The organism is Sorangium sp. So ce295 (genome assembly GCF_051527405.1).
Lineage (GTDB): Bacteria > Myxococcota_A > Polyangia > Polyangiales > Polyangiaceae > Sorangium > Sorangium cellulosum_B.
In genome coordinates, this window is the sequence record NZ_CP150324.1 from 5,784,877 (window position 1) to 5,810,438 (window position 25,562).

Annotated in this window: 22 protein-coding genes and 1 tRNA gene; 9 read left to right on the forward strand and 14 right to left on the reverse strand. The window is 72.7% G+C overall.

Annotation, left to right across the window (positions count from 1 at the left end; translation table 11 throughout):
- Window positions 1–7: 7 nt before the first annotated feature.
- Genes WMF11_RS21865 through WMF11_RS21875 form a run of 3 tightly spaced genes read right to left on the reverse strand, consistent with a single transcriptional unit; the run spans window position 8 to window position 2,123 of the window.
- On the reverse strand, window positions 8–1,042 hold the full coding sequence (locus WMF11_RS21865) for a hypothetical protein (protein ID WP_437978777.1): 1,035 nt from the start codon (window positions 1,040–1,042) through the stop codon (window positions 8–10).
- Window positions 1,039–1,449 (reverse strand): hypothetical protein, encoded by a 411-nt coding sequence (locus WMF11_RS21870; RefSeq protein ID WP_437910446.1) that lies wholly within the window; start codon window positions 1,447–1,449, stop codon window positions 1,039–1,041. The genes WMF11_RS21865 and WMF11_RS21870 overlap by 4 nt, the downstream gene beginning before the upstream one ends.
- Window positions 1,446–2,123, reverse strand: coding sequence for a hypothetical protein (locus WMF11_RS21875; RefSeq protein ID WP_437978778.1), 678 nt, complete (start codon window positions 2,121–2,123; stop codon window positions 1,446–1,448). Before WMF11_RS21875 ends, WMF11_RS21870 begins: the two co-directional genes overlap by 4 nt.
- Window positions 2,124–2,312: 189 nt before the next feature.
- Between WMF11_RS21875 and WMF11_RS21880 the strand changes: the two genes are divergently transcribed.
- A complete protein-coding gene (locus tag WMF11_RS21880) occupies window positions 2,313–2,876 on the forward strand; it encodes a hypothetical protein (protein ID WP_437554492.1) in 564 nt (187 codons plus the stop codon).
- Between the two features lie 78 nt (window positions 2,877–2,954).
- Here the strand turns inward: WMF11_RS21880 and WMF11_RS21885 are convergent, their stop codons facing one another.
- Both WMF11_RS21885 and mutY read right to left on the reverse strand, forming a co-directional pair.
- Entirely contained in the window at window positions 2,955–3,110 is a 156-nt protein-coding gene (locus WMF11_RS21885) for a hypothetical protein (RefSeq protein ID WP_020736650.1), read from the reverse strand.
- Window positions 3,111–3,491: 381 nt separating this feature from the next.
- The gene (gene mutY, locus WMF11_RS21890) at window positions 3,492–4,808 is read right to left on the reverse strand and encodes an A/G-specific adenine glycosylase (RefSeq protein WP_437978779.1); all 1,317 of its coding nucleotides are present in this window, start codon (window positions 4,806–4,808) and stop codon (window positions 3,492–3,494) included.
- Between the two features lie 136 nt (window positions 4,809–4,944).
- On the opposite strand from mutY, the gene WMF11_RS21895 reads away from it, so the two are divergent.
- From WMF11_RS21895 to WMF11_RS21910, 4 genes are all read left to right on the forward strand, one after another.
- Window positions 4,945–5,727, forward strand: a complete 783-nt coding sequence (locus WMF11_RS21895; protein ID WP_437978780.1) for a hypothetical protein — start codon at window positions 4,945–4,947, stop codon at window positions 5,725–5,727.
- Between the two features lie 244 nt (window positions 5,728–5,971).
- Entirely contained in the window at window positions 5,972–6,478 is a 507-nt protein-coding gene (locus tag WMF11_RS21900) for a hypothetical protein (RefSeq protein WP_437910451.1), read from the forward strand.
- The gene (locus tag WMF11_RS21905) at window positions 6,475–6,966 is read left to right on the forward strand and encodes a hypothetical protein (protein ID WP_437910452.1); all 492 of its coding nucleotides are present in this window, start codon (window positions 6,475–6,477) and stop codon (window positions 6,964–6,966) included. Before WMF11_RS21900 ends, WMF11_RS21905 begins: the two co-directional genes overlap by 4 nt.
- Before the next feature lie 159 nt (window positions 6,967–7,125).
- Window positions 7,126–8,313 carry a phosphodiester glycosidase family protein gene (locus WMF11_RS21910; protein ID WP_437910453.1) on the forward strand — a complete coding sequence of 396 codons (1,188 nt, stop codon included), beginning with the start codon at window positions 7,126–7,128 and terminating at the stop codon, window positions 8,311–8,313.
- 37 nt (window positions 8,314–8,350) lie between these two features.
- On the opposite strand, the gene WMF11_RS21915 is transcribed toward WMF11_RS21910, so the two are convergent.
- Window positions 8,351–10,528: an ATP-binding protein gene (locus WMF11_RS21915; RefSeq protein ID WP_437978781.1), complete on the reverse strand. Its 2,178-nt coding sequence runs from the start codon at window positions 10,526–10,528 to the stop codon at window positions 8,351–8,353.
- Between the two features lie 25 nt (window positions 10,529–10,553).
- Window positions 10,554–13,085 carry a hypothetical protein gene (locus WMF11_RS21920; protein WP_437978782.1) on the reverse strand — a complete coding sequence of 844 codons (2,532 nt, stop codon included), beginning with the start codon at window positions 13,083–13,085 and terminating at the stop codon, window positions 10,554–10,556.
- Window positions 13,086–13,359: 274 nt separating this feature from the next.
- On the opposite strand from WMF11_RS21920, the gene WMF11_RS21925 reads away from it, so the two are divergent.
- Window positions 13,360–14,859 (forward strand): protein kinase domain-containing protein, encoded by a 1,500-nt coding sequence (locus WMF11_RS21925; protein WP_437978783.1) that lies wholly within the window; start codon window positions 13,360–13,362, stop codon window positions 14,857–14,859.
- Between the two features lie 26 nt (window positions 14,860–14,885).
- On the opposite strand, the gene WMF11_RS21930 is transcribed toward WMF11_RS21925, so the two are convergent.
- Window positions 14,886–15,965: a hypothetical protein gene (locus WMF11_RS21930; RefSeq protein WP_437910457.1), complete on the reverse strand. Its 1,080-nt coding sequence runs from the start codon at window positions 15,963–15,965 to the stop codon at window positions 14,886–14,888.
- Between the two features lie 252 nt (window positions 15,966–16,217).
- Between WMF11_RS21930 and WMF11_RS21935 the strand changes: the two genes are divergently transcribed.
- On the forward strand, window positions 16,218–18,062 hold the full coding sequence (locus WMF11_RS21935) for a protein kinase domain-containing protein (protein ID WP_437978784.1): 1,845 nt from the start codon (window positions 16,218–16,220) through the stop codon (window positions 18,060–18,062).
- A 489-nt stretch (window positions 18,063–18,551) separates the two neighbouring features.
- On the forward strand, window positions 18,552–18,815 hold the full coding sequence (locus WMF11_RS21940; protein WP_437538714.1) for a GlsB/YeaQ/YmgE family stress response membrane protein: 264 nt from the start codon (window positions 18,552–18,554) through the stop codon (window positions 18,813–18,815).
- Here WMF11_RS21940 and WMF11_RS21945 read toward each other — a convergent pair.
- From WMF11_RS21945 to WMF11_RS21965, 5 genes are all read right to left on the reverse strand, one after another.
- A complete protein-coding gene (locus WMF11_RS21945) occupies window positions 18,776–19,498 on the reverse strand; it encodes a hypothetical protein (RefSeq protein WP_437978785.1) in 723 nt (240 codons plus the stop codon). The genes WMF11_RS21940 and WMF11_RS21945 overlap by 40 nt on opposite strands.
- Window positions 19,499–19,731: 233 nt before the next feature.
- Window positions 19,732–21,108 carry a serine/threonine-protein kinase gene (locus WMF11_RS21950; protein WP_437978786.1) on the reverse strand — a complete coding sequence of 459 codons (1,377 nt, stop codon included), beginning with the start codon at window positions 21,106–21,108 and terminating at the stop codon, window positions 19,732–19,734.
- A 386-nt stretch (window positions 21,109–21,494) separates the two neighbouring features.
- Window positions 21,495–22,943 carry a flippase gene (locus WMF11_RS21955; protein WP_437910462.1) on the reverse strand — a complete coding sequence of 483 codons (1,449 nt, stop codon included), beginning with the start codon at window positions 22,941–22,943 and terminating at the stop codon, window positions 21,495–21,497.
- A 305-nt stretch (window positions 22,944–23,248) separates the two neighbouring features.
- A tRNA-Gly gene (locus tag WMF11_RS21960) sits at window positions 23,249–23,321 on the reverse strand.
- 166 nt (window positions 23,322–23,487) lie between these two features.
- On the reverse strand, window positions 23,488–24,030 hold the full coding sequence (locus WMF11_RS21965; protein ID WP_437978787.1) for a hypothetical protein: 543 nt from the start codon (window positions 24,028–24,030) through the stop codon (window positions 23,488–23,490).
- Window positions 24,031–24,320: 290 nt separating this feature from the next.
- Here WMF11_RS21965 and WMF11_RS21970 point away from each other — a divergent pair, with 290 nt between their 5' ends.
- Window positions 24,321–24,641, forward strand: coding sequence for a hypothetical protein (locus WMF11_RS21970; RefSeq protein WP_437910463.1), 321 nt, complete (start codon window positions 24,321–24,323; stop codon window positions 24,639–24,641).
- Window positions 24,642–24,893: 252 nt separating this feature from the next.
- Here WMF11_RS21970 and WMF11_RS21975 read toward each other — a convergent pair whose 3' ends face one another.
- Window positions 24,894–25,532 (reverse strand): sterol desaturase family protein, encoded by a 639-nt coding sequence (locus tag WMF11_RS21975; RefSeq protein ID WP_437978788.1) that lies wholly within the window; start codon window positions 25,530–25,532, stop codon window positions 24,894–24,896.
- Window positions 25,533–25,562: the final 30 nt, after the last annotated feature.

Genomic DNA, 25,562 nt, shown 5'->3' on the forward strand with positions numbered 1-25,562 from the left:
AGCAGCGCTAGCGCGCCGGCGGGGCGACGGTGAGCGTCACGACGTCGTCCTCCCCCTCCTCGATCCCGGCGCGCGCCACGAGGCGGGCGCCTTCGCACTCGAGGTGGAGCACGACGGGCGCCACCGCCTGGCGGCCGCACGACGGATCGCTCGAGACGCGCGCCGCGAAGGCGCTGCGCGCGAGCTCGACCGCAAGGGCGATGCCTCCGATGCGGCCCATCGCGTCGTCCGGGGCGACCTCGCGCGCCGAGCGCGCCTCCTCGAGACGCGTGAAGAGCGCAGGCCCGCGGATCGCGACCTCGATCGGGCGGCCCGCCGCGTCCTCGAGGACGGCGACCTCGATCTCCGCCTGCCGCGGCGCGCTCTCGCCCTCGGCCGTCACGACGAACCAGAGCGGGATCCGCTTCGCGCAGACCGCTGCGCCCGGGCCTGCGCGCTCGTCGGCGGGCGCGCAGCGGGGAGGCGGAAGCGCCAGGCTGAACGGGACGATCACCTCCGCCGGCGCCTCTGCGAGGGGCCGCCCCCAGGCCCCCCTGTCCAGGAACCGGCGCAGCCACGCGGTGACCTCCTCGCCGACCCGCGCGCGATCCGCGCGCTGCGTCGCGAGCTGCGCCTCCGTCTCCTGAGCGGCGCGCGAGAGGACGTCGCCGGCGCTGCGCTCGCGGACGAGCTCGCGCAGCCGGTGGGTCGCCTCATCGCGGAACGCGCCCCTGGGCAGCGTCGCGAGGTACGCGGTGAGGCCCGCGGCCGTCCTGCGCTTCGCTGCGTAGTAGATCGGCTCGGCCCGCGTGAGGTACGCGCGTACCTCGCCGGCGAAGGCCCCGCGCGGATGGCGCTCCAGGTAGGCCGACGCCGCCGAGAGCCGCCCCTCGAGCGTCCTCGAGACGCGCGTCGCCCGGTACGCCGCGTAGTCGTCGTAGCTCGCCAGGAGCGCCGGCTTCGAGGCGCACCCGGACAGGACCGCGACGAGCGCCGCGAACGAGAAGCTCCGAGCGGAAATCGCAAGGCGCCGGCGGGAAGCGACTGCGCCACGCCCGCTCATGGCGCCTCTTCCAGTGGGCAAAAATTGCACTCGGTCGGGGTCGACGCGCCTTCGTCGGCCATGTGGCCGCGGTACTCGTCGCAGCTCGCGAACTTGAGCTTGTGCAGGCACACCTCGCCGTCGTGGACCAGCGGATAGCAGCCGGCCGGGAGCTCCGGCGCAGCCTCGAAGGCGCAGGCGGCGTCGCAGGCGCGCGTGAGCAGGCCGCACTCGTCACACCGGGCGCAGTCGATCTGCGCCTTCAGGGCGAAGAACTTGTACGGGTCGAGCTCCTCCGGCGCCTGCCCGCAGCTGCCGATGTCGCCGACCACCGGCGCGATGCCCACGAAGAGCAGCAGCGCCGCCACGCCGGCGATCTCCTTCGCCCGGGGGCGCCCGCCTCGACGCTCGCGCTCCGGCAAGCTCATGGCAAGAGCTCGTGATCGATCATGAGCCCGAGCTGCGCCGAGACGACGGGATAGACGGTGTACGCCGCGTCGTACGTCGCGGCGCCATAGAAGAGATCCCCGACGATCTCGCCCGAAAGCGCGACGCCCGCGAGCAGGGAATACCCGAGCCCCAGGGCGAGCTCGCCGCCGACGTTCACGTCGGGCTCGATCAGGATCGCCGGGCCGAGCCGCCCGTACCCGAGCACGCGCGAGAGGCCGCGGTAAGCGACGAAGTAGCTCGGCGTGAGCGACTCCTGCGGGACGCCGCCGACGGCGACCGAGAAGCGCAGCGCCCCGCCGTGCTGAACGCCGTCGGCCGGCCCCAGCGCGAGCGCGACCCCCAGATCGAGGTACCCCGCGGTGAGCGAGAGCGACTCCGCCGTCTCGCCGAGCTGCGTCTGCAGGCGGTAGGGGTTGTTGAACCGGATCCCCTTCCCCATCGCGACGGTCGACACGACCCGGCCCGCCGTCCCCGGTGGCCGCGCGAGCGCGCGGTACGCGTCGAGCTCGGCGCCGCCGCGATCCTCGCCGGGCAGCGGCGCCGCAGCCCCCTCGGCGCCGCGGTCTGCGGCTGGCTGGGCCGCGGCGGCGCGCCCCGAGGATGCCCCGAGCAGAACCGCCACCAGCGCGAGCCCGGTCCGGAGTTCCAGCATGGCCACGAGCCTTCTACCCCGAGGCAGCGCCCGCTGGCACGCTCAATTGCGTCCCGGCCGCGCGCCGCGCGAGCCTCTCCACGGCATCGCCGCCCGGCGACGGCGCCGCGCGCCCCCGGCACGGCGCTCGCCACCGCTGCGTATCCGCCCGCTTCACCTGCGGACCGGACCCTGCATGGTGAGACCACCGTGAGCAATTCAAGCACCCGAGGCAGGCAAGGCACCGCCGCACAGCCGTCGGCGTTGCGCGCGCCGCGCGCCAGCACGACGCGGCGTCGAGAACGAGAAGATCGAAGCGAACCGGGAAGGCCGCGCAAGCCGGCCCATGAGGCCGCGACGTGGGCCGGCGCGAGCGAGCTGGACGATCCGTTCGTCGACATGCTCGACGCGGCGGCGGCGCCGCCGCTGCGGGGCAAGGTGAACCCGCGCAGCGAGATCAGCGACGTGATCCCGACGCTCGACGACGAGGTCCGCGGCTACCACCACCACCCCAACGACGCCGGCAGCACCGAGTTCGAGGTGAACCCCGACGCCGCCGACGCCGCCGCGGATCTGGCGAGCGACCTCGGGGCTGAGTTCCTGGAAGGCGCGACGAGGGGCCAGGACATCAGCGACGTCGTGATGTCGCACGACGACGACGACGGCGATCTGCCCTATCTCCTGGAAGACGAGGACGTCGAGTCCGTGGAACCGGACGCCGAAGCAGAGGACGAGCAACCGGTGACCCAGCGGATGCGGCGGCACGCGGGCTGACAGGCAGCGCGCGCCGCGCGTGACCGCGCGAGGTCGCGGCGCGCCGTCACGCGCGGCGCGCGACGAGGTCCGACCCGGTCACGCCTGACCGAGCACGGGCAGCTCCGCCACCACCTCTCCGTCGATGCGGATGAAGGCCAGCAGGCCTTCGTCCTCGTAGGCCAGCACATCGAGCACGATCCGCTCGCACAGCGGCAGCACGTACAGCGCGCCGTCGTCCGCCATCACCGTCATGGATCGCACAGGTGCGCTCGCCGTGGGCAGCGTCTCTGTGGTCCGTCGTCGCGCATCCATGTCGCTTGAGCTCCCAGGCTTGAATCGAGCTCCGGCCACCGCCGGCGCCGCGAGGCTAGAGGGCCTGCCCGTCATCTCACCAAGCGCCTTCCATGCCACAACGTTGGCGCAGCAGCGCCCGGGTCCGCGGCGTTCCACGGCGACATATGGCTTTCGCCCTGGCCCGCGCCGCTGCGTCGCTGCGGCTCGGCCGCAAGCGGCGCCGCTCCACGCCCGCAGCGGAGCGCGGCGCGCCGGGAGCGCCGCAACACCGCGATTTCGAGCCGTCTCCGGCCTCGCCGACGGGCGAGGCGCGCAGGCGTTCAGCCCGCCCGCGCGCGGTCATCGCGGTCTTCGCGCCGTTCCGGCGTCCGGCGCCGATGCCACGGACAGGACCTTTCGCGCGAGCTTGGAAACGCCGATATCCAGCGCGCCCGGATCGAGCCACGCCGACTTCTCGTAGGGGGAGGCAAGCTTTGCCCGGAAGCGCCAGGGGGCCGCCACCTCGGCGCGCGCCACCGTCACGTCGAGGCGCCGGTGCGTGAGGATGTGGCGCACGCGGCCGACCTCGCGGAGCGCCGCGTCACGTGTGACGCCCACCAGCTCCAGGAGCGCGCGGGCGTCCGCGAGCGAGCGCGCCTCGACCATGGGCGGCTCCCAGAGCCCGCCGAAGAGACCTCCCTCGGCGCGCCGGACGAAGAGCACGCGATCGCCTGACCGCACCACCGCGGCGACCATCGCGACCGCCGGGACGTCGCGTTTCGGGGCAATCACCGGCAACTCCGCCTGCCGCCCCGTGGCGCGCGCGACGCACGCGCCGTCGACGGGGCAGGCATCGCAGCGGGGATTCCGGGGCGTGCACACGGTGGCGCCGAGCTCCATCAAGGCCTGGTTGAAGCGTCCGGGATGGACGTGGTCCGCCGAGCCCCGCACGAGGCGTTCGGCCGTGGACCAGAGCTTGCGCGTGCCCGAGGCGCTGCGGATGTCGTCGTCGATGCCCTCGATGCGGGAGAGCACCCGGGCGACGTTGCCGTCGACGAGCGGCACCGGCTGATCGTACGCGATGCTCGCGATCGCGCCCGCGGTGTATGCGCCGACGCCGGGCAGGGCGAGCAGCGCGGAGACGTCGCGAGGAAGCGCGCCGTCGTGGCGCGCGGTGACCTCGCGCGCGGCGAGGTGGAGCACGCGGGCGCGGCGGTAGTAACCGAGGCCGCTCCAGAGCGAGAGCACGTCGTCGATCTCGGCGGAGGCCAGGGCGAAGACCGTGGGGTAGCGGGCGAGGAAGCGCTCGTAGTACGGGATCACCGTCTCGACGCGGGTCTGCTGGAGCATCACCTCGCTCAGCCAGATCGCGTAGGGGTCGCGCGTCCTCCGCCACGGCAGGTCGCGCGCGACGCGGCTGAACCAGGCCCCGAGGGCGGCCGCGATCTCCCGGTCGCGCTCGCCCGGGTCCGGCGCGGCGGGCGGCGGGGCGGCCGCGCCCTGCTCACCGGACGAGGCGCGGCGGCGCGGGGAGCGCTGCCGCGCCTGATCATCCTCGCCCCCGCTCGCACGGCTGCGCGCGGGTTGTTGCTGGTCTGCGCCCGCGCGCTTGCGCGCGGGTTGTTGCTGGTCTGCGCCCGCGCGCTTGCGCGCGGGCGGCCGGGACGTCGTGCTCACGCGCGAAAGGCCCTGCCTCTGCGCTGTCGACGCGGATCGCCGAGGTCGCACGGATCGCTGAGGTTGCGCGGCTGCCGCTCGCGGTGCTCAGAAAACGCTTCCATCGCGCGGGACTCTAGCGCAAGAGCCGACCGCGGTGTCGTCCCGGCGCCCCTGCCCACCCCAGCTGCTCCCTCGGGCAGCGCGCCTCTGCGCCGCGCTGTTCCTCGGGCTCGTCGCGCCTGGGTGCCGCGACGAGCCGCGCCCCTGGGAGGGCAAGCCAGGCCCCGCGGTCGTGCTCTCGGCAGCGCCGCCGCACCCAGCCGCGACGATCGGGACCGGCGGGCTCGCGGACGCCGACGCGGGACAGGGCGAGGGCGACGCCGGCGCGCGCACGGATCTCGATCTGCCGGTCCTCCCGGTGCGCGTCGGAGGTCCCTGGGTACGCTGCTATGGGAACTTCAGGATCAGCGGCGATCCGCTGAAGGACGTGACGCGCCTGTCGCTGCTCTGCGGCCCGGAGAACGGCATGCGCCGGATCTCGCCGAAGCCGATCGAAGGGCAGGTGGCCGAAGGCGGCGCGATCGTCACGGAGAAGCTGCAGGCGGTCCGGGGCGCGTGTTACCGGGTGTTCGCCGTCGGCGGACCGGGGGTCCTCAACCTGGACGTCGCCGTGCGGAGCAGCCGCGGGGCGATGATCGCGAGCGACGGCACCGAGGACGCATGGCCGATCGTCCAGCCGGATCGGCCCTTCTGCCCGCTCGAGGACGACAACGCCACCGTGGAGATCAGCGCCCGCCGCGGCAGCGGCCGGTTCGCAGCGGAGGTCTGGATGCTGAAATCCTACAAACGAGCGCGCCAAGGCGATGCCGGCACGGAAGCGGGAGAGGACGAGACGTACGAAATGAACAGCGAGACGGACGCCTACGAGGAGCTCTGAGCTGGCGCCGCTTCGACCATCGCCCGATCCACGCACATCGCGGACGCACGGTTTCCGTCCGGGTCACTGCAGTGTCCGCTGCCGAGCGATCAAAGGCAGAGCTTTCTCGTCTGCCGGACGCGCGCGAAAGGCTCCCCATCGTCATCAAAATCCGGCAGATCCATGGACCATGGCGCGACGCCGGCCCCCTGCACGCACCCCTGCATTGACGTGGCCGCCCCGTCCCGCTAGGGGAGCCCGAGCCATGGCCGACGACACCGAGCCGCTCCGCGAGGACGAAGGGGACAAGGTGGAAGGCGAAGGCGAGAAGAAACGCCTCTTCGAGCGCGCTATCCCGGAGCTCTTCAAGCGCGTGGTCGAGCGCGCCGTCGAGAGCGGCATCGACAAGCTCAGCGAGGGGCCCGAGAACCTCCGACACTTCGTGGGCGACCTCAAGCTGCCCAAAGAGGTCCTCCACTACCTCTACACCCAGATCGATGAGACCAAGAACGGTCTCTACCGGGTCGTCGCGAAGGAGATCCGGGACGTGCTCGAGCACACCCAGTTTGCGGACGAGATCACGAAGGTGCTGACGAAGCTCTCCTTCGAGATCAAGACCGAGATCCGCTTCATTCCCAACGAAGCGGCCAAGAGAGACGACAGCCAGGACGAGCCGAGGACCGGGTTGCCGAAGCCGGAGGTCACCGCTCAGGTGAACGTCAAAGACCGAAGCAAAGAGACCGGGCGAGACCGGCGCCGTGAGGAGAAGTGACGACGAAAAAGCTTAGGACGGGCGGCGAAGTCGACGCCTGGTGCACCAAGTGCCGCCTCGATCTCACCCATCGCATCATCGCGATGGTCGGCGACGTGGTGAAGAAGGTCGAGTGCAAGACGTGCATGTCGCACCACCTCTACCGCCAGCCGAAGAGCGAGCGGGAGAACCGCGCGGCGGCGCGCGCCGCCGCTCGGAGCAGCAACGAGCCGCGGGCGGCGTCGAGCTCGCCGCGCGGCGGCGGCGCGGAGCGCCTCACGGCCGCACAGCGCGCCGAGCGCGATCAGACGCTCGCGTGGGAGCGCGCCATCGCGGGACAGCCGTCCGGGGCGTTCAAGCCGTACCGCATCACGCTGACCTTCGGCGAGGGCGAGCTGATCCACCACAGCAAGTTCGGCGACGGCGTGGTCGCGAAGGTCATCGATCGGGGCAAGATCGAGATCCTGTTCAAGGATGGCCCTCGGACGATGGCGCACGGGCAGCCGTAACGAGCGCCGCGGCGCTCGCTCGAAGCCCGAAACTTGGGGCTGCCCGCGCGATCGGGTAACCTCGGTATCGCCTTGGACAACCCTTCGCCCCCTTCTGCGAGCGGGTCCCTCCGCAGGCGGCGATCCCGCGCTCGCTGGCCCGAGCGCGCGCTGCGTTGCGTGGCGATCTGCGCGATCGCCGTCGAGGCGCTCTGGTACGGTATCCACGAGGTCCGCGGCTTCGGCCCGGCCCTCGCCGATGGCGTGCGCGCCGTGGTCGGCCCTGCGCCTGTCGCGTGGGCCGAGGACGTGGCCTACGGCGTCGCCGATCGGCTGAACCGGGCCGTCTACCGCGACGCGGCCCCGAAGACCTTCTGGGAGCCCCCGCCCGCCGCCGCGGAGGCCGTGCAGGGCGCCGAGGGCCCGGAGGCCGAGACGGTCACGTCGCCCGCCTCGTTCCAGCCGCCCTTCCCCGAGGTCGCGGCCACCGGTGACGGCGTCTGGACGCCGATCGCCGACAGCGCCGCCCGGCCTGGCGAGGCGCAGGTGCTCTGGAAGAGCGTCGTGCACCCCGACCCGAAGCGCGTGTTCGCGGCCATCGCGGTCGTGGCGATCGATCTCGGGCGCGTCGACCTCCGGCTGGTCGCGGGCACGAAGGAGCCGTTCTCGCCGGACATCCCGGCAGAGCGACGCCCTGGCCTCGTGCCAGGAGGCCACGCCGCGGAGCTCGTCGCCGCCTTCAACGGGGGCTTCAAGGCGATGCACGGCCACTACGGGATGATGCTCGACGGCGACACGTTCCTGCCGCCGCGCGACAGGGCGTGCACGATCGCGCTCTACCGCAGCGGCGCGGTGCGGATCCGAACCTGGCCCGAGCTGCGCGACGGCGAGGCCCGCATGGCCGCGTACCGGCAGACGCCGCCTTGCCTGGTCGAGCAGGGCGAGCTCCACCACGCGCTGTACGACTCGAACCGGGACTGGGGCGCGACGGTGAGCGGCGAGACGGTGATCCGGCGCTCGGCGCTCGGCGTCGACGCGACGGGCAAGCTGCTCTTCTACGGGCTCGGCGAGGCCGTCACGGCCCGCAGCCTCGCCCGCGGGATGAAGGCCGCGGGCGCGCACGACGTGGCGGAGCTCGACGTCAACCACGCCTACCCGCGCTTCCTCCTGTACGGTCGCGGCGCGGACGGAGCGGGTCCACGCGCCAGCTCGGCGCTGATCCCGGACGTGCAGTTCAAGCCCGAGGAGTACGTCGCGGAGCCGGCGCAGCGCGACTTCTTCTACCTGCGACGCCGTCGGCCTTCGGCGCCGCTCGGGATCGCCGATCCGGCGCCCGAAAGCGACGCCCTCGAGCGCGGCGGGCGGTGACCACCGGCCCTCGCCGCGCCCGGGAGAGCGCGCGTCGCTAACGGCGATCGAGCACCTCGCGCAGGCGGTGCGCGAGGGTCTCGGGGGTGAACGGCTTCTGCAGCAGCGCGAGCTCGCGATCGGGCTCGGCGCCCGCGAGGACGTCCTCGGCGTAGCCGGAGATGTACAGCACACGCGCGCGCGGGTGGATCGCGACGGCGCGCTCGGCGAGCTCGCGGCCGTTCATGCCCGGCATCACGAGATCGGTGAGCAGGAGGTCCACCGCGTCTTCCCCCTCCCGCGCGAGCATCGCCAGCGCTTCCTCGCCGCTCGCGGCCGAGAGCACGCCGTAGCCACGCCGCTCGAGCACATCGACGATGAGCTTGCGGACGGCGTCGTCGTCCTCGACGACGAGCACCGTCTCGTCGCCGCCCGCGGGCGACGGCCGCGCCCGAGCGGGCGCCACCTCGGCGCGCTCCTCGACGCGCGGGAGGTAGACGCGGAACGTCGTGCCGCGCCCGAGCTCGCTCTCGACCTCGATGAGCCCGCCGCTCTGGCTCACGATCCCGTACACCGTGGCGAGGCCCAGCCCCGTGCCCTTGCCTCGCGCCTTCGTCGTGAAGAACGGCTCAAACAGGTGCGAGAGCGTGTCGTGATCCATCCCGTTGCCGCTGTCGGTCACCGAGAGCACGACGTAGGGGGGGCCTCCAGCGGCGGGCGCGTCGTCGTCGTCGCGCTCCGCTGGCGCGAAGGACCTCGCCGCTGGGCTCTCGCCAGGCTCGCCCAGGGAGGTCTCGACGACGAGCTTGCCGCCCCTCGGCATCGCGTCGCGCGCGTTCACGACGAGGTTCAGGACGACCTGCTCCAGCTGGCTCTTGTCGACCTTGATCGAGCCGAGATCCCGGCCGACGTTCGTCTGCAGATCGATGTCCTCGCCGATGAGGCGCTGCAGCATCGTCTGCATGTCGAGCACGACCGCGTTGACGTCGAGCACCTCGCGCTGCAGCGCCTTGCGGCGGCTCATCGCGAGGAGCTGCCGCGTGAGCGCCGCGGCGCGCTCCCCGGCCTTCGTGACCTGGAGGGCGTCGCGCCGCAGCGCGCTGTCGGGCCCGAGGCGGCGAATGAGGAGCTCGCCGTAGCCGAGCATCACCATGAGCATGTTGTTGAAGTCGTGGGCGATGCCGCCGGCCAGCCGGCCGAGCGCCTCCATCTTCTGCGACTCGCGCGAGCGCTCCTCGCGCTGCCGGAGCGCCTCCTCGGTGCGCCGCCGCTCGGTGATGTCGCGGACGAGGACGAGGACGTGCCCCTCGAGGAACGGCATCACCCGCGCCTCGACGTGCCGCTCTCCGCCGGCGCTCGCGACGGCGTGCTCGAGCGCGACCACGGCGCCCGCCTCGTGAGCCTCCTGGCTCGCGCGCTCGAGCCGCTCCCCGAGCTCCAGGGGGAGCACCTCGGTCATGCGCTTGCCCGACAGCGCCTCCGCCGCGACGTGGAGCTCGGAGAGCCGCGGCTGGTTGTAGTCGACGATCTGCAGCTCGGCGTCGAGGCGGAAGCAGAGATCGGGGATGGCCTGAAATAGCGCGCGGAGCTCGCCCGCGGCGCGCGCGCCCTCCCGCTCGGCGCGCCACCGCTCGATGCTCTGCCCGATCTGGCTGCCCACGGACGCAAGGACGCGGAGCAGCTGCTCGTCGCCGCGGTGCGGGGCGCGGCTCCTCAGCTCGATCACCCCGGCGACGCGGGGGCCGCACGGGATCGGGACGGCGCACGCCGCGCGCTCCCAGCCCGGCGCGCGCGCGGCATGCTCGACGACGTCGCCCACGCTGGCGCGGAACACCGGCGCGCCGCGCCGGAAGGCGTCGCCGACGAGATCGGACTCGGCGGCGAGGCTCGACCCATCGCGGAGCACCTCCGCGAGCGCCTCGCGATCGCCGTGCGCCGCCGACCGGGCCGCGACGCAGCGGAGCGCGCTCGCTCTCGCCGCGGACCGCGGCGCGTCGCCCGCGGCGCTCGGCTCCGGCTCCGCGAGCCAGAGCGCGGCGACGTCCCAGCCGAGGTGGTCGAGCAGCGCGGCGAGCACACGCGGAGCAGCCTCCGCCAGCGAGGCCGCCTCGCACAGCGCGCTCGTCGTCGCGAGGTGCGCGGCCAGCCGGGCCTCGGCCTGATGGACCTCGGCCAGGCCGCCTGGCGCTGCACCGGCGTGGACCTGTCCCTCGGGATCGAGATCGTCGTGTGGCACGTGAAGCCGCGGAGCCCCCATGCGCTCAGCCGCCGGTCTTCTCTGCGGCGCCGCTATCGAGGTGGACCGTCCAGCAGACGGCGCCGGAGGCCGGCTCACCGCCGGGCGGCCCCACGCTGATCTCCGCGCGGGCCGGCCCGACGGCCCGGACATAGAGCCGCTGTCCGACGGCGCCGCGCCCGAGCGCGCAGACCGCGCGGCGCACGCGTGGATCGTCCGCCGCGACCTCCCCCTCGTCGTCGGCGGCCATGAACAGGAGCTCGACCTCGGGCTTCAAGCAAGCGCCGACCTCCCGCCAGACGTCGTAGTCGACGGACGGATCCAGGACGTCCGCGAGCTGCCCGTGGCGGGCGCGCCCGACGCGGTAGCGGAACGCGTCGCGCTTCTCCGCGCGGAGCGTGGCCCCGATCCGATCGAACCGGAGCGACAGCGCGCCGAGCGCGGCCGCCATCTTCACTGTGGGGGCGCCCAGGTTGGCCTTGTCCGGCTCCTTGAAGCGGTGCACCTGCACCCCCGCCGGCAGCACGCCTGCGAGCAGCTCCGCGAAGCGCTGGCTCATCCCGAGGCGCCCGCCGAGCAGGATCCTGAGCCCCTGGTAAGGATCCGGCTCCCGCCCGATCTTCGCCACCGCGCCCTCGAGGTGCCGGCGGACCACCTCGACCCCGTCCCGGAACCACGCGTCGAGCGCGCCGCTCAGCGCGCCGCGGTCGATCGAGAGCGGCACGACGACCGGCTCCCCGTCGAGCCCGACCAGCGAGAGCCGCTCCGCGACCGTCGCGCTCGGCCCCCCCTCGAGGAGAGGCCGCAGCAGCTCCTTGAGCGCCCACGCATTGGCGCGCCCATCGGGGGACGGAGCGAGCAGGCATTCCGCGCCGTCGATCGGCTCCTCCTCGGGCGGGCGCTCGAAGGGGATCCGGCGATCGCGCATCGCGGCCTGGCTGGACGAGTACACCCTGTAGGCGATCCGGTGGAGGAGCCGCTCGCCCCCGAGCCAGGGGATCGCCGTGGGCTCGAGGTACTCGACCATCCGCTCAAGCCCCTGGGCGGCCTCGTGCGCCTTCGCGCTCCGCAGGATGCCGAAGGCGAGCCCCGCCTCGCTGGCTCCGGCGTCGATGACGCAGAACGGGACGCCGCCGTCCCGCGGCTGGATCCCGAACATCCGGAACGCCTGCACCGCATAGGCGATCGCGGACGGCCCCCCGTCGACGACCTGCAGGCCGTCGAGGTCGTGGTACTCGCAGAGGCCCGCGGGCAGGCTCCGGAACATGCCGCGGCGGAAGGCGACGAGAACGCTCTCGCGGCGCTCGGGCGACCAGCCCGTCGGCATCGTGATCGCGTAGCGCGTGGAGAGCCCCCGCGAGCGCTGGTTCAGGTGCAGGCCGACGTAGTACGCGTAGAGCTCCAGCGGATCGAACGGGTCGTGCGCGCCGATCCCTTCCTCGTCGATGATGGGCGGCGCCGGCTTCTTCAGCGCCTCGGTCGTGTCGGGGTCGCTCCTGCCCCGGAGGCGGAACGGCTCGCCGCGCTCCGTCCGCTCGCGCAGGAGCGGGAGGGCCGGCAGGGAGGCCGCGGCGCGCTCGTGGACGTCGGCGCCCGGCCGGACGCGCATGTCGCGCGCTGCGTGCCCCACGAGCACGTCGCCCCAGCGCGTCATGGGCAGGATCACCCGATCGCGCCAGGCCTTCGTCGTCCGGGCCAGCGCCTCGAACGCCACCTCGCTCGGGTTCTCGTTGTCGGCAGACACCCGGATCGGCGCGTCGGCGCCGATCCGGACGAACTCGGCGCCCCCGCGCTCGCCCCGGACGGCGACGACCGTCGACGCCGCGCCGACGTCCACGGCGACCCAGTCGGCGCGCACGTCGAGCCGCGGATCGCGCCGCTTCACCTCGGGCGGGATCGGATCCTTGTCGGTCTTTCCGGTGCGGCGGTGCAGCCCGACCACGCGGCCCTGTCGGAGGATGGCGATGGACGTCGCGCCGAGGAAGCGCGCGCCGGTCCAGAAGCCCTGCGCGGGATCGACCAGCGTCGTCCCCTTCACCGGATCGAGGTTCGCGACGACCTTCGGGAAGAAGTCCGCGATCTGCTCCGGCGAGGCCACGCCGTCGTAGCGCTCGACCTTGATCGGCGGCGAGTAGTAGTTCTGGAGCCCTTCACCGTAGATGCGCGGACTGACCTGGATCAGCTTCAGATAGGGGATCGGGCAAGTCTGCTCGTCCAGGCGGAACTCCTGGTAGAGCGCGGTCGGGGCGATCGTGTTCTCCATCTCGGGCGCGATGCGAGGCACGCTCGCGCTCATCTCGGTGCCGAAGTACATGAACTTCGTGCCGGCGCCCCCGGTGAAGGCGGCAATCCTGACCTCGTTGAACGTCGCCTGCCCGACGATGAGCGGCGGTAACGCGATCACGTAATCGAGCACCAGCGTCGTGAGCCAAGGTTGGTCGAAGAGGCGCGATTCCCAGCGCATGACGAGCGTCGGGAACGCGCGGCCCTCGAGGGAGACGATCTTCTCTGCCTCGCGGACCAGCGCACCATCGACGGACAGCTCGTAAACCGGCATACGTGGGCGACGTTATCACGAAGATCCCCTGCGCCGGCCCGGGGATCGCGGCAGCGGGGCGTTCGTTGTCAGGCGCTCAGGCGCTCAGGCGCTCAGGCGCTCAGGCGGCCGCGCGCCGACGCCATCGATCCTCGTTCCTCGTGTGGGGGCGTCCACGCCGCACGGCGGCGGGTGAAGGCGACGCCCGTCGTCGCCCTGCGAGGGCGTAGGCCGGCCTCGGGCGACCGTGCTAGCCTGGCGGCGTGATTTGCTTCTCCGGACCGGGAACGCTGTCATGAATCCGTTGGTCGGCGAGATCATCGACGGCAAGTACCGGATCGTCCGGCTGCTCGGCCAGGGGGGCATGGGCGCGGTCTTCGAAGGCGAGAACCTGCGCATCCGGCGCCGCGTCGCCATCAAGCTGCTGCACGCGAACATCTCGAGCCAGGCCGAGTCCGTCGCGCGCTTCGAGCGCGAGGCCCAGGCCGCGGCGCGCATCGGCTCCGATCACATCTGCGAGGTGCTCGACCTCGGCGTGCTGCCGGACGGCACGCGGTACATGGTCATGGAGTACCTTGAGGGAGAGACCCTCGGGGCCAAGATCGAGCGGATGGGACGGCTCGGGCCGGAGCTCACCGTGCCGCTCATGGTGCAGGTGCTCGAGGCGCTCGGCGCCGCGCACGCCGCGGGGATCATCCACCGCGATCTCAAGCCCGACAACATCTTCGTCATACCGTCGAAGGCCGGCCTCAGCAACTTCGTGAAGGTGCTCGATTTCGGCGTCTCGAAGTTCTCGCAGCTCGCCGGCTCGGAGATGAGCATGACGCGCACGGGCGCGGTGGTCGGGACGCCGTACTACATGTCGCCGGAGCAGGCGCGCGGCTCCAGCCCCGTGGATCAGCGGACCGACATCTACGCCATGGGCGTTCTGCTCTTTCAGGCGACGACCGGGCAGGTGCCGTTCGATGCGGCGACCTTCAACGAGCTGCTCTTCAAGATCGTGCTCGAGCCGGCCCCCCTGCCCCAGCAGCTCGTGCCCGACCTCGACGCCGAGTTCTCCGGGATCATCCAGAAGGCGATGGCGCGCGAGCCGGGGAGCCGCTTCCAGAGCTGCGCGGAGTTCAAGAACGCGCTCCTCGCCTGGGCCGCAGCGCGGCCCAGCCTGGCCTTGCTGACCACGGGGCGGACGTCCTTCCCCCGGCTGTCGCTCCCGTCCCAGCCCGAGACGGCCACCCCTCCGCCCACCCGCACCGAGACGCCGTGGGGTGGCCAGAATGCGCCGGCCATGCCCGGCATGGGCCAGACGCCGCAGCTGACCGCGAATTCGTGGGGCGCCTCGTCAGGGGTCACGGGCCGCTCGACGCGCCCGCCGTCCAGGATGCCGCTCCTCGCCGCGCTCGCCGGGGCGGTCAGCTTGCTGGGCGCGGGCGTCGCCGTCTGGCTCGCCTTCGGACACAGCGGGACGACGGGCGCGGCGACCGCGGATCCGAGCGCGGTCGGCGCGACGGCCATCCCGGCGCCCACGCCCCCGCCGCCCACGCCGCCGACCGCCCCGCCGACCGAGCCGATCGTCACCGCGAGCGCCACGGCCACAGGGCCCGCTCCGCCCGTCACCGCCGAGCCCGTCGCGGCGCCGACGTCCTCCTCGGCCCAGGTGAAGCCGCTCCCGCCGCGCCCACAGCCTCCTCAGACGAAGCCGTTGCCCGTCACGAAGCCGCCGCAGACGACGCCGTCGACGAAGCCGAGCACCTCGAAGCCGCAAAAGCCGGGGGTACCGGGCGACTTCGGCTACTGACGCCGGCGCCACGCAGAGCGATCGGATCAGAACGCGCCGCGCACCCCGAGCCCGGTCGGCGTTACGTAGGGGGCGATCCAGGCCGAGCTCGAGGGCTCCGGCTTGGACGTCAGCTCCAGTACGAGCAGCGTCACGCCGCCGGCGAGCAGCACGCCGCCCCCGATGAGGCCGACCGCACCGATCGTCTGCTGTGACGCAGCATTGGCGTCGAGCGACTTGATCTGGGCCTGGATCGCCGGGCTGCACTCCCCGCCGGCAATGCTCTGCGATTCGCACCCATGCTCGGCGCTGAGGTCGTTCGCTTCTTTCTGCGTCCCGCTGCTCTTGGCCAGGAACACCGAGCCCACCACGACACCGCCGAGCCCGAGCGCCGTGGCCGCGATGCCTCCGCCCAGCATCGCCGCGTTCGTCTTTCGCTCCGAAGTGCCAGGCGGGGCGACAGGGGGGACCTCGGTCTGCCCACCGCCCCAGGTGCCCTGCCCTTCGACCGAGCCTCCCGGCGGGGGGACCACGGCCGGGCCTTCCGGGACCGGGATCTTCAGCTCCTTCCGCTCCCCGTCGCCGATGGTGACCCCCTGCTCGATCGGCGCGAGGCCCGGCGGAACCACGGTGACCACGTGATTCCCCGGATCGATCGGGCGATGCACGCCGAGCAGCGCGTCCGCGACCGGCTGGCCGTCCAGCTTCACGCCGATCTTCCGGCCGGCGGCGCCCTCCAGCGCGATGCGCAGCGACGCGATCCTGGGATCGATCGCGGCGAGCTCCTCCCGCGCGTCCTGCTGCGCCCTCTTGAAGGGAGACGGCGCGGTGGGCGGGAGCTCCTCGCGGACGATCCTCAGGTAGGTCTCCTTCGCAGCGACGAGCCGACCGAGGCGCACCTGTGCGCGCGCCGTCAGCAGGAGGTGCGTCGGAGCGTGCACGAGCGCCTCGGCGCGACCCAACAGATCGATCGCCTCCTCGAAGCGGCCGGACGTGAACGCTTCGGCGCCCTGCGTGGCCAGCGACCGGGCCGCTGCTCTGTCCTGGTCCGACTGCGCAAGTGCCTCGCCTGTCGGGAGCAGCAGGAACAGCGCCGCAGCGAACGGAACGCATCGTCTCAAGAGCACTCAGGCCTCCTCGCGCGCCACGCTATCACACGCCGTCGACAACGGAACAAATCAGCCCTCGCGGCGCCGCTGCCCGGGCGGAGGCGGGGTTTTCCCGGGCGAAATGCGCGCGGCGCGCGGTCCGCTCGGAGCCGCGCCGCGAGCGCCGGCGCAGGGCGCCCGCGGCGCGGCCGCGCCCGACGCTCCGTGTCGCGGCCGCTGTGAACCGTCCGCACAGCGCGATGGCACCCATTCTGCTGCGTGGAACGCGCCATGGATTGCCTCCGCGCCTCCGCGCCCCTCGACGCGGGACTCCCGTCCTCGGAGCGATTCCTCAGGGGACGCCTTCTCGGGGGGCGGTACCTCGTCGAGCAGATGATCGGCGCCGGCGCGATGGGGCGCGTCTACCGCGCGCGGCACCTCGGGCTCGGGCGCGCGTGCGCGGTGAAGGTCATCCACGAGCGCGTCGCCGCGCCGCGCGCCGGCGGCAGAGCGAGCCACCGCGTCTGCACGACGCGCGTCGCGGCGTCGCCGCGCGGAGAGGGCGCCAGCCACCGAGGATCGAGCGGCGTGAGCGAGAGGTCGCGCTCCGACGAGAGGTCGCGCTCCGGCGGCGTCCGCGCCGGAGACGCGGTGCTGAGGTTCCACGTCGAAGCGCTGGCGGCGAGCCGGCTCGATCACCCGAACATCGTGCGCGTCCTCGATTTCGGCTGCGAGCCGGTGACTCTACACGGCGCGCCCGGCGCGACCTCCGGCGGCCACGAGGCGGCCCCGCCCAGCCTCTGGTACCTGGTCACCGAGCACCTCGACGGCGAGGACCTCATCGACCTCCTGAACGCCACGCCGATCCTGCCCCCGGAGCGCATCGTCTCGATCATGCGCCAGCTGTGCTCCGCGCTGCAGCACGCGCACGACGCGGGCGTCATCCACCGCGACGTCAAGCCCGAGAACATCCGCCTTGTGCCCCGCATCGACGACGACGGGGCGCCGTTCGAGCAGGTGAAGCTCCTCGACTTCGGGACGGCAAAGCTGATCCACGACGACCGGTCCGGCGCGTTCGGCGGCTCGCCCTTGCTCCCCGTACCCGACGAGGACGGCGGCAGGCTCGTCATCGGAACCCCCGCCTACATGAGCCCGGAGCAAGCCGCAGGGCAGCGTGTCGATGCGCGGAGCGACGTCTACGCGTGCGGCGTGCTGCTCTTCGAGATGGCGACAGGGCGGCTCCCCTTCGAGCGCCCGACGCCCGTCGCGCTCGCCGCCGCGCACGTCGAGTCCCCGCCGCCCCGACCGAGCGCGCTCCGTCCGGCGTTCGATCCGGATCTCGAGGCGCTGATCCTCCAGTGCCTGCGCAAAAATCCAGACGATCGCCCGCAGAGCGCGCGCGCTCTGCGCGAGGCGCTCGGGTACATCGCGCTTCGCCGGGCGCGCTCCGCCGCCGACGAGCACGCCGCGCTCAGCCGCTCTCCGCGCCCGTCGGAGGGCGCGCGCCAAGCGACGGCGTCCTCGTCGCCCTGGAGGTCCTCCGCGGAGGACGCCGCCACGGCGCGCTCCGCGGGAGCCTCGACATGGGTGGGCCATCGCTCGCCGTCTCTGCCAGAGAGCGCGCACCTCGATCGGCCCTGCTCTCCGCCGACGACGCGGCGAGACGACTCGCCCGCTCCAACGTGGGTCGGCCATCGCTCCACGCCTTGCCCCCCGGCCGCGCTCGTCGAGGCGGCCTCGCCCCCGGCGCCGGACGGCGCGCCGCCGGTGCACGCGGCACCCCCGCCCGCCGAGGCGTCGCCTCCCGCGCACGCTCCGGCCAGCGCCCAGCGCACTCCGACGCTCGAGCCGCTCTTCTTGCTTCGAGCGCACCGATCCAGCGGATCGCGGAGCCTGGTCGCGCTGCGCCGACGTCGGCGCGGGCGTCTCGCTCCGGTCGTGATCGGCACCGTCGCTGCCACGGTGCTCGGCGGATCGCTGTGCCTGCTCTTCAACGCTGCAAGCGCCGCGCTCGCCACGCTCACCTCGCCATCGCCAGAGCGCGGCGGCGAGGCGCCCCCGACCGCCGAGGGGCGCGCATCGCCGGTGCGCGCCCCGGAGCCGGACCCCACCTGCCCTGCGGGACCGCCACGGTGAACGCCCCAGCCGGGCCGCACGCCGGGTCCGCGGCGCTGCTCGTGTGCGCGCGTTGCGGGCGCGGGTGCGCACCGGGACACGGCGGGCCAACGGGCCCGGGCGACGCGCCAGCGCCTGCCGACGCGACGCCCGGATCGAGCTCGGAGCGATCGAGGAACGACAACAAGCAGACCGACGGCGAGGGCTGAGGCGCGCGCGGTGCGAACGAAGCGCTCACCCCGCGCCCCGAGCGCGCCGAGCGCGCCGCGAACCTCGATCTCGCGCGCGCCGCTGCGCGCCGATGTACAGCCGATGCCCAGCGCAGCGCGCCCGATGGCGACGCAGTTCACGCTGGCCACCGGGTCTCCGCTTCATGGCGGTGCGAACGGAGCTCACCGCGCGCGGCACGTCGTCTGCAGACGCTGAGCCGGACGAAACGCTGGACGCTGGCCTCCACGTCGACGCGGGAGGACGGGCCTCGGCGTCACGCGGTGTCGAGAGGAGCGAACCATGTCCGTGCTGTTGTGGATCCTGTTTGGCCTCATCGTCGGCGTCATCGCCAAGCTGCTGACCCCTGGCCGCGACCCGGGTGGCTTCGTGGTCACAGCGCTGCTGGGCGTGGCCGGCTCCTTACTCGGCGGCTTCGTCGGCAGGGCGCTGGGGCTCTATCCGTCGTATCAGTCGAGCGGCGGCTTCTTCACGTCGATCCTGGGCGCCATCGTCATCCTCGCCATCTACAACGCGACGATCGGCCGGCGAGCGACGAGGCCCTGATCGCTCCCGCCCTCGACGGGCTCGCCCCGCCGCGAGGCAGAGCGCCGCCCGAGCAGCGCGGCGGCAGGCACCACGCGGGCCGGCGCGGCGCGGCGATCCAGACGGAAATCGAGCGCGACCTCCGGCGGCAGCGGCCGGATGGCGCCCGCGCCAAAGCAGCGGTGATAGACGAGATCGCCCGGCCCCGCGCCCCGCCCGCCGAGCTGGTGGCTCCACCACCGCGAGTAGACGGTAGGGCGTTCGGGATCGATCGAGAGCAGATCCGAGCGCTCGAGCTGCACCTCGCCGTGATCACCGCGGTCCGCTGCGCCGTGCTTGGCGGTGAGCTGCCCCCCCTCGCCGACGCTGTAGACGATCCTGAACCCCTCGACATCGCCCTTGCCGTAGACGGCGCGCTGGACTCCCGGAGCGAAGAGCAGCGCGTGCGTGTAGACGAGGTCCACCGCGAGCGCGGGCAGCACGGTCCAGGTCAGCCAGTTGTTGCCCCACGGCCGTTCCTCCGAGAAGAACGCGTAATACCCGACGGAGACCTCGCCGTGCTCTCCGACCGAGCTGCGGTAGTACAGGACGTCGCCGAGCTCGCCCGCGCTCGCGACCGTCGATCCGACACAGATCGGCTGCCGCTCGATGGCCGCGCCGAGCTCCGTCGGCTCCGCCGGCGCACCGGCGACCGGGCACGGCACCGCGCTTCTGCTCGTGAAGCTCGCGAGGAGCGGGACAGCCAGCGCAGCGATCGGGAGGGAACGACTCAGGAGATTCCGGACGGGCATCAGGCCGGACAAGGCTAGCGAGCCCGTCGCTATCCGCGCCAACACCAACGGCCGTTCGCGTTCGACGCCTCACGACCGGGGCGCCGAATGGAGATCTCCCAGGTCTCGCGGCTCTCCGCGCCGCGGCGCCGGCGTCGGATCGCTCGTCAGTCGCGGGGCGCGCCGCGGCTCGCCGGCGCAACGCCGCCGTCGAAGGCGCCGATCGCCCTGCCCGCGAGCGCCCCTGCGGCGAAGGTCACCGCCGCGATCACGAGCCAGGGCAGGAGCCGAACGCGCCGCAGCGGGCGCGCGTCCCTCCAGTGGGGCGTGACGGCGCTCCTGGCCTCGCTGCGCTCGCTCCCTCCTTCCGGCGCAGAGGGGCGTGCGTCTGTCCCGCGCAGCGTTGGCGTCACCTCGCCGCGATCGTCCCCTGAGCGGCCCGCGGCGATCCGCCGCGCGCCCGTGCGCCCGCGAGCCCCGACGGACCTCCGGCAGCCCCGCACGAGCAGCGACCGGTGCCGATCGCGCCCGCTCGCGACCTCGCGCACGAGCGCGGCGATCTCCTGACCCGCGAGCAGCCCGCGCTCGCTCGAGCTCGGCTCGTCGCCGCCGCTCGGCGCTCGGCGCAGCGAGGCGAGCACCTCGGCGAGCGCCTCTTCCATCTGCGCCGCGGTCTCGAAGCGGCCCTCGGGATCGCGCGCGAGCGCGCGCCGGATCGCCTCCTCGAGCAGCGCCGGGCACGCGGGGCGCAGCGGCGCGATCGCCGGCACCTCGCCGGAGAGCACCGCGCCCATCGTCGCGCCGTCGTCCTTGCGGTGGAAGAGGCGACGCGCCGTCAGCAGCTCGAAGAGGATCACGCCGACCGCGAAGAGATCGGCCCGCGCGTCGACCCTCTGCCCGCGCAGCTGCTCGGGCGCCACATAGCCGAGCTTTCCCTTCACCGTGCCGCCGCCGCTCGACGGGGCCGCGTCGTCGGACGAGCACGGGGAGCCGAATGGGCCGGCCTCCTCCATGCCGCTCATCGCCGTCATCTGCGCGACGCCGAAGTCGATGAGCTTGATCTCACCCTCGAGCGAGAGGAGCACGTTCTGCGGGCTCACGTCGCGGTGCACGAGGCCGACGAGCTTCCCGCCGTCGTCGCGGAGCCCGTGCGCGTGCCCGAGCGCCCGCAGCACGCCCAGGCCGATCTCGATGGCCGCCTCGAGCGGGAACGGCCGCCCCTCCGCGAAGAGAGAGCGCGCGGCGGCGGCCAGATCGCAGCCCGGGACGTACTCGATCACGAGGTGATGGCGTCCTTCGTGAACGACGAAGTCGTGGAACCGGATCACGTTGGGGTGCTGGAGCCGGGCGCTGATCCAGGCCTCCCAGAGGAACATCCGCACGATCGACGGATCTCGCCTCGCCTCGGGGCGAAGACGCTTCACGACGACGGGGTGGGCGATACCTGCCGACCCGCGCCGGCACGCGAGGAACAGCTCCGCCATGCCGCCTGCCGACAGGCGCGCGAGCAACGCATAGCCGCCGTCGCCCATGGGCAGGTCCATCTCTCGATATCTCCACGGCAGCCCTGCCGCGCCCCCCTCGCTTCGCGCCGGCATCCCGAACGCACGAAGCGAGGACGGCCGCCGCGCCATCCACTGCCGGAGTCGCCCCACCCCGGCCAGCCCCCGGACTTGCCCGCGCCGCCACATCGCGCCTTCGCTATTCACGCTGCATGCCACGGAAAGTGCCGCGGCAGCGTCACCTCCGAGCCATGGGCATCGCGCGGTTCTGCGTCGATCCCGCCGGATGAGAGCGCATGTCGGCAGCCTTGGAGAGCCACGGCGAGCGCTGCTCCCGGCGGAAAATGCGGAAAACTCGATGGCCCCGCGTTCCACACAGCGGCGCAGAAGAGCGCGCAGCGTCGGGCCCGCCCGCGATGGAACGCAGGTCAAGCCGCGGTGGCGGGTGAGGCGCGGACGCGGCGCGCGAGCAGCGCGCGCAGCTCGCGGAAGGAGACGACGCGCAACGCGAGGAGGAGGACGGCGTAGACAGCGACGCCCACCGCGATCGACGCCCACATGCCGGCGAGGACGCGCGCGACGTAGGCCGCGGTGACCATGACCGCCGTCGCGGCGAGGACCGCGAGGATGCGGCCGAGCTCCACGACGTGGGCCCAGCGCGCGGAGATCCCCCACGACGCGATCAGCGCGCCGGCGCTCACGGCCAGCGTCGCGCACGCGGCGCCCATGGCGCGGTAGCGCGGCAGGAGGAGCAGGTTCAGCGCGACGTCGGCGACGAGCGCCAGCGCGAGCAGCTTCACCATCGCGACCTCGCGCTTCGCCGCGAGCAGCGGCAGCGTCACGACCTGGAACGCGAACGTCACGGGGACGCCGCACGCGAGGATCCGGAGGACGTCGGCCGCCGGGGCGTAGTCGCCCGCCCCTCCGTAGACGAGCTGGATGACGTCTGGCGCGAGCAGGAAGATGCCGGCGGCGACGGGCAGCCCGAAGAGCGCGGCGACGAGCATGCAACCGCCGTAGAGGCGCCCGAACGCGTCGCGATCCTGGGCGTAGAGGCGCATGCCCGCCGCGAAGGCGGCGCCGAGCAGGACGTCGGGGAGCATCCTGAAGTTCTCGCTCAGCACCAAGGCGGCGCTGTAGACCCCGACGGCTTGCTCGTCGCAGAGGGCGCGGAGCATGACGCGGTCGATCTGGAGCAGCGCGCTCGAGAGCGCCCCGAGCGCGCCGATCGGCAGGCTGCGCTTCGCGATCTGCCAGAGCTCGGCGGGCGGCGTCGTGAGCTCGGGCCGGTAGAGGCGGGCGCGGAGATAATGCGAGGTGATGGCGAGCTCCAGCACGTTGCCGAGCAGGAACGCCACGGCCGCTGCGACGACGCCGAAGCCGAGCGCGAGCAAGGCCGCCGAGAGCGCGATGACGAACAGCCGCGCGCCGAGCTCCGCGTACAGGATGTACTGGAACCGCTCGTGGGCCTCGAACGAGAGCCACATGGTCGAGTAGAGCAGCGTCGCCAGCTGGGAAGCCGCGGCGAGCACGATGAGCTGCGCGCCGAGCCCCGAGCGCGTCGCCAGCACGACGGCCACGGTCGCGCCGAGCACCACCGTCCCGGTCACGCCCCGGATGGCGAGCGCTGCGCCGAGGTGACGCGGCCCGAGCTCGGGCTTCACGGCGACCTCCCGGGCCAGGTATCCCCTCACCCCGACGCCGGCGGCGATCGTCACGATCCCCGCGATCGCGAGCGACGCCTGGAACTCCCCCCAGGCGGCGACCCCCACCTTCCGCGCGAGATAGCCGACGAACACGACGCCAAGGACGGCCATGATCGCCTGCTTCAGGAGCATCAGCGCCGCGTTCAGCGCGATGCGCCGGCCATCCTTCATGAACACCTCCCGGTGTCCCCATGCTGTCGGGCGCCGCTGTCCGCGCAGCGGGACCGGCCTCGATTGGAGCGTCGTGCGCCCCCAGAGCGCGTCCGTCTCGCGCAGCGAGCGCTGCCCGGCGGCGCGAGCGTAGGCGCTCGCTCAGCGAGCGCCGTCGCCCGAGCTCGGCACGAAGCGCCGTCCGATAGGCCGTTCGCTCACGAAGTGCCGTTTGAAACGGCGCTCCAACGCGAGACGTCCTTCAACCTCGAAGCACCCGAGGTGCAGGAGGATCGCCAGCGCAAAAGGGGGTCGGCGATCCTCGGAGCGGGACACGGGATTCGAACCCGCGACCCTCAGCTTGGGAAGCTGATGCTCTACCAACTGAGCTAGTCCCGCGCGAGGTGGAGGAAGCTTCTACCGAATCCGGGGCCGCTTCGCAACCCCTTCATTTCGTTTTCGATCCCGACGTCTTCACGTCTTCGCGTTTTCAACGTCTTCGCCCGGTTCGACCGGAGGCGGGGCTCGGCGCCCTCTCCACGCCGCGCCCGGCCCAGCCGCGCAGCTACCGGCGCGCGCGCGCGCGGAGCGCCGGCGCGCCGCGCGTCTCGCCCGGCAGCGGCGAGCGCACGCGGATGGCGCTGTCGCAGTCGCTGGTCGCCGCCGCGATCGCGCTGGAGATCTCGATCGTGCCCGCGTCCGGCGGGATCCAGGGCAGCTGGTGCAGGACGGGCCTGTCCGGCGGCAGCCAGCGCAGGCTCCGCGTGACGAGCACGACCGGGTGGTTGCTGTCCACGAGCTCGCTCGCGAGGCGCGCGCCGCCGAGCGGGGCCGGCGGAAGATCCAGGCAGACGAGGCATGCGTCGAACCGTTCGGTCGCCGACGCGAGCAGGGCGTCGTCGATCGACGAAGCGTCCACGATCTCGACGTTCGTCAGCGCACCCTCGATCGCGCGGGCGAGCGCGTCGCAGGTCGCGGCGCGGGCGTCGTGCGCAAGCAGGATCCTGAAGCCGCGCACCGAGCGCGGCCCAGGCCGGCGGGCCTCGACGACCTGCAACCTGCCCGAGGGCGGCGTCTCGCGCTCACGAGGTGCACGTCGAACGGTCATGGACTCCCCTTCCTCAGCTACATCAGGGCAACCGTGCCCCAGACTAACACCCCTTGAGCTCAAACTGATCAACCTTTATATGAGGGCGCGCTTCTTTCCTCGTCGCCGGTTCTCGGTTCTCGTTCGTCTCGGTTCTCGTTCGTCTCGGTTCTCGTTCGTCTCGGTTCTCGTTCGTCTCGGTTCTCGTTCGCCGCGTCTCGTTCGCGGTTCGCAGCCGCGGCGCCCGCAAGCACGCCGCGATGCGGCATGCCAGCAAGGTCTACGGAAACATCTACGAAGGACGGTCACGCATGAGTCGGTTTCTCATCTCCACTCCTTGCGAGTGCCAGGCAAGCCTGTCAGCCACCCTGGACGAGCACCGGCACGTCACCGCCGGGTGGGCCACCCGGAGTCCCCGCGGCCGGTCGGCCGCCGGTGAAGCCGACAAGGAGCTCGCGCCGGCGCACAGCATCAACGCTCACCTCGACCGGTTCGACGTGGCGTGGTTGTGCCCCTACTGCGGGCGCAACACGCTCCGCACCTTCGATGCGGGCGCCATGAGGCGGCTGCCTGCGGCGAGCGCCTCGCCTGCGGCAGGGCTCGTTCCTCCCGGCACCGCCTCCTCGCCGTGAGGCCCGCGACGCGCCGCGACCTCCTCGGTCCGCGCGTCGAGCAGATCCATCCGCCGCGCGCCTGAGCCTGGGCAGGCGCCGTGCGATCGCGGCCGCGCGGCCCCGCGCGGCGCTGCTGCGCAGCATCTCCCGCGCAAGCACCAGCGTCCGGGCGCGACCGCTTCATGGCCCCTCAACCCGCCGCGCTCCGGGCCCATTCCCACCCTGTCGACGATCAGCGCCGGCGCGCTCCGGAGCGCGCCGCTGTCCCGCTCAGCTGCCTTTTCCCGCCTGCGACGTGCCCATTGTGCCGAAGACCCAGTCCCAGAGCGGCGACGACACGCCCCACCGGGCATTTTCTCCCGTGTGGTGATGGACCATGTGATGACGCTTGATCCACTTCCCCCAGCGCGAGCTCATCCGGAAGTGATGAATGGCATAGTGCGTACCGTCGTATGCCAGGTATCCGAGGCCGAAGCCGATGAACAGCGGATCCGCCGGAACAGGGCCACAGACGACGCGAAACAGCGTGTAGAACACGATGCCGAGGGGGATGCTCGCGCCGAGCGGCATCACCAGCCGGTCCGCATCTTGCGGGAAATCATGGTGCACCCCGTGGAGAACGAAATGCATCCGGCGCTGCCATAGGCGCGGCCCGACGTAGTGAAACACGTATCGGTGCAGGACATACTCGGCGAACGTCCATAGAAACAGGCCGACCAGCACGAGCCCGAGCCCGGTCAGGAGGCCGACACCATGCCGGGCGGCGCGCAGGCCCAGATAGCCGTAGACCGGCAGCCAGAAGACGAACGGTGTGATCGGATGGATCCGCGAAAACCGCTCGATGAGCGGCGTCTCGAACATTTGGCATGTCGCTGGACGCGCGGTGCGCTCGGTGGAGGTGACGGTCATCGTGCACCCCTGGTACCGCATTTATCCATT

Bases quoted from the DNA above. Each gene is read 5' to 3' on its own strand.
- WMF11_RS21865 (WP_437978777.1), bottom strand. From the start codon at position 1,042: ATGAGCGGGCGTGGCGCAGTCGCTTCCCGCCGGCGCCTTGCGATTTCC.
- WMF11_RS21870 (WP_437910446.1), bottom strand. From the start codon at position 1,449: ATGAGCTTGCCGGAGCGCGAGCGTCGAGGCGGGCGCCCCCGGGCGAAG.
- WMF11_RS21875 (WP_437978778.1), bottom strand. From the start codon at position 2,123: ATGCTGGAACTCCGGACCGGGCTCGCGCTGGTGGCGGTTCTGCTCGGG.
- WMF11_RS21885 (WP_020736650.1), bottom strand. From the start codon at position 3,110: ATGACGGTGATGGCGGACGACGGCGCGCTGTACGTGCTGCCGCTGTGC.
- WMF11_RS21900 (WP_437910451.1), top strand. From the start codon at position 5,972: ATGGCCGACGACACCGAGCCGCTCCGCGAGGACGAAGGGGACAAGGTG.
- WMF11_RS21920 (WP_437978782.1), bottom strand. From the start codon at position 13,085: ATGCCGGTTTACGAGCTGTCCGTCGATGGTGCGCTGGTCCGCGAGGCA.
- WMF11_RS21925 (WP_437978783.1), top strand. From the start codon at position 13,360: ATGAATCCGTTGGTCGGCGAGATCATCGACGGCAAGTACCGGATCGTC.
- WMF11_RS21935 (WP_437978784.1), top strand. From the start codon at position 16,218: ATGGATTGCCTCCGCGCCTCCGCGCCCCTCGACGCGGGACTCCCGTCC.
- WMF11_RS21940 (WP_437538714.1), top strand. From the start codon at position 18,552: ATGTCCGTGCTGTTGTGGATCCTGTTTGGCCTCATCGTCGGCGTCATC.
- WMF11_RS21950 (WP_437978786.1), bottom strand. From the start codon at position 21,108: ATGGACCTGCCCATGGGCGACGGCGGCTATGCGTTGCTCGCGCGCCTG.
- WMF11_RS21955 (WP_437910462.1), bottom strand. From the start codon at position 22,943: ATGAAGGATGGCCGGCGCATCGCGCTGAACGCGGCGCTGATGCTCCTG.
- WMF11_RS21965 (WP_437978787.1), bottom strand. From the start codon at position 24,030: ATGACCGTTCGACGTGCACCTCGTGAGCGCGAGACGCCGCCCTCGGGC.
- WMF11_RS21970 (WP_437910463.1), top strand. From the start codon at position 24,321: ATGAGTCGGTTTCTCATCTCCACTCCTTGCGAGTGCCAGGCAAGCCTG.
- WMF11_RS21975 (WP_437978788.1), bottom strand. From the start codon at position 25,532: ATGACCGTCACCTCCACCGAGCGCACCGCGCGTCCAGCGACATGCCAA.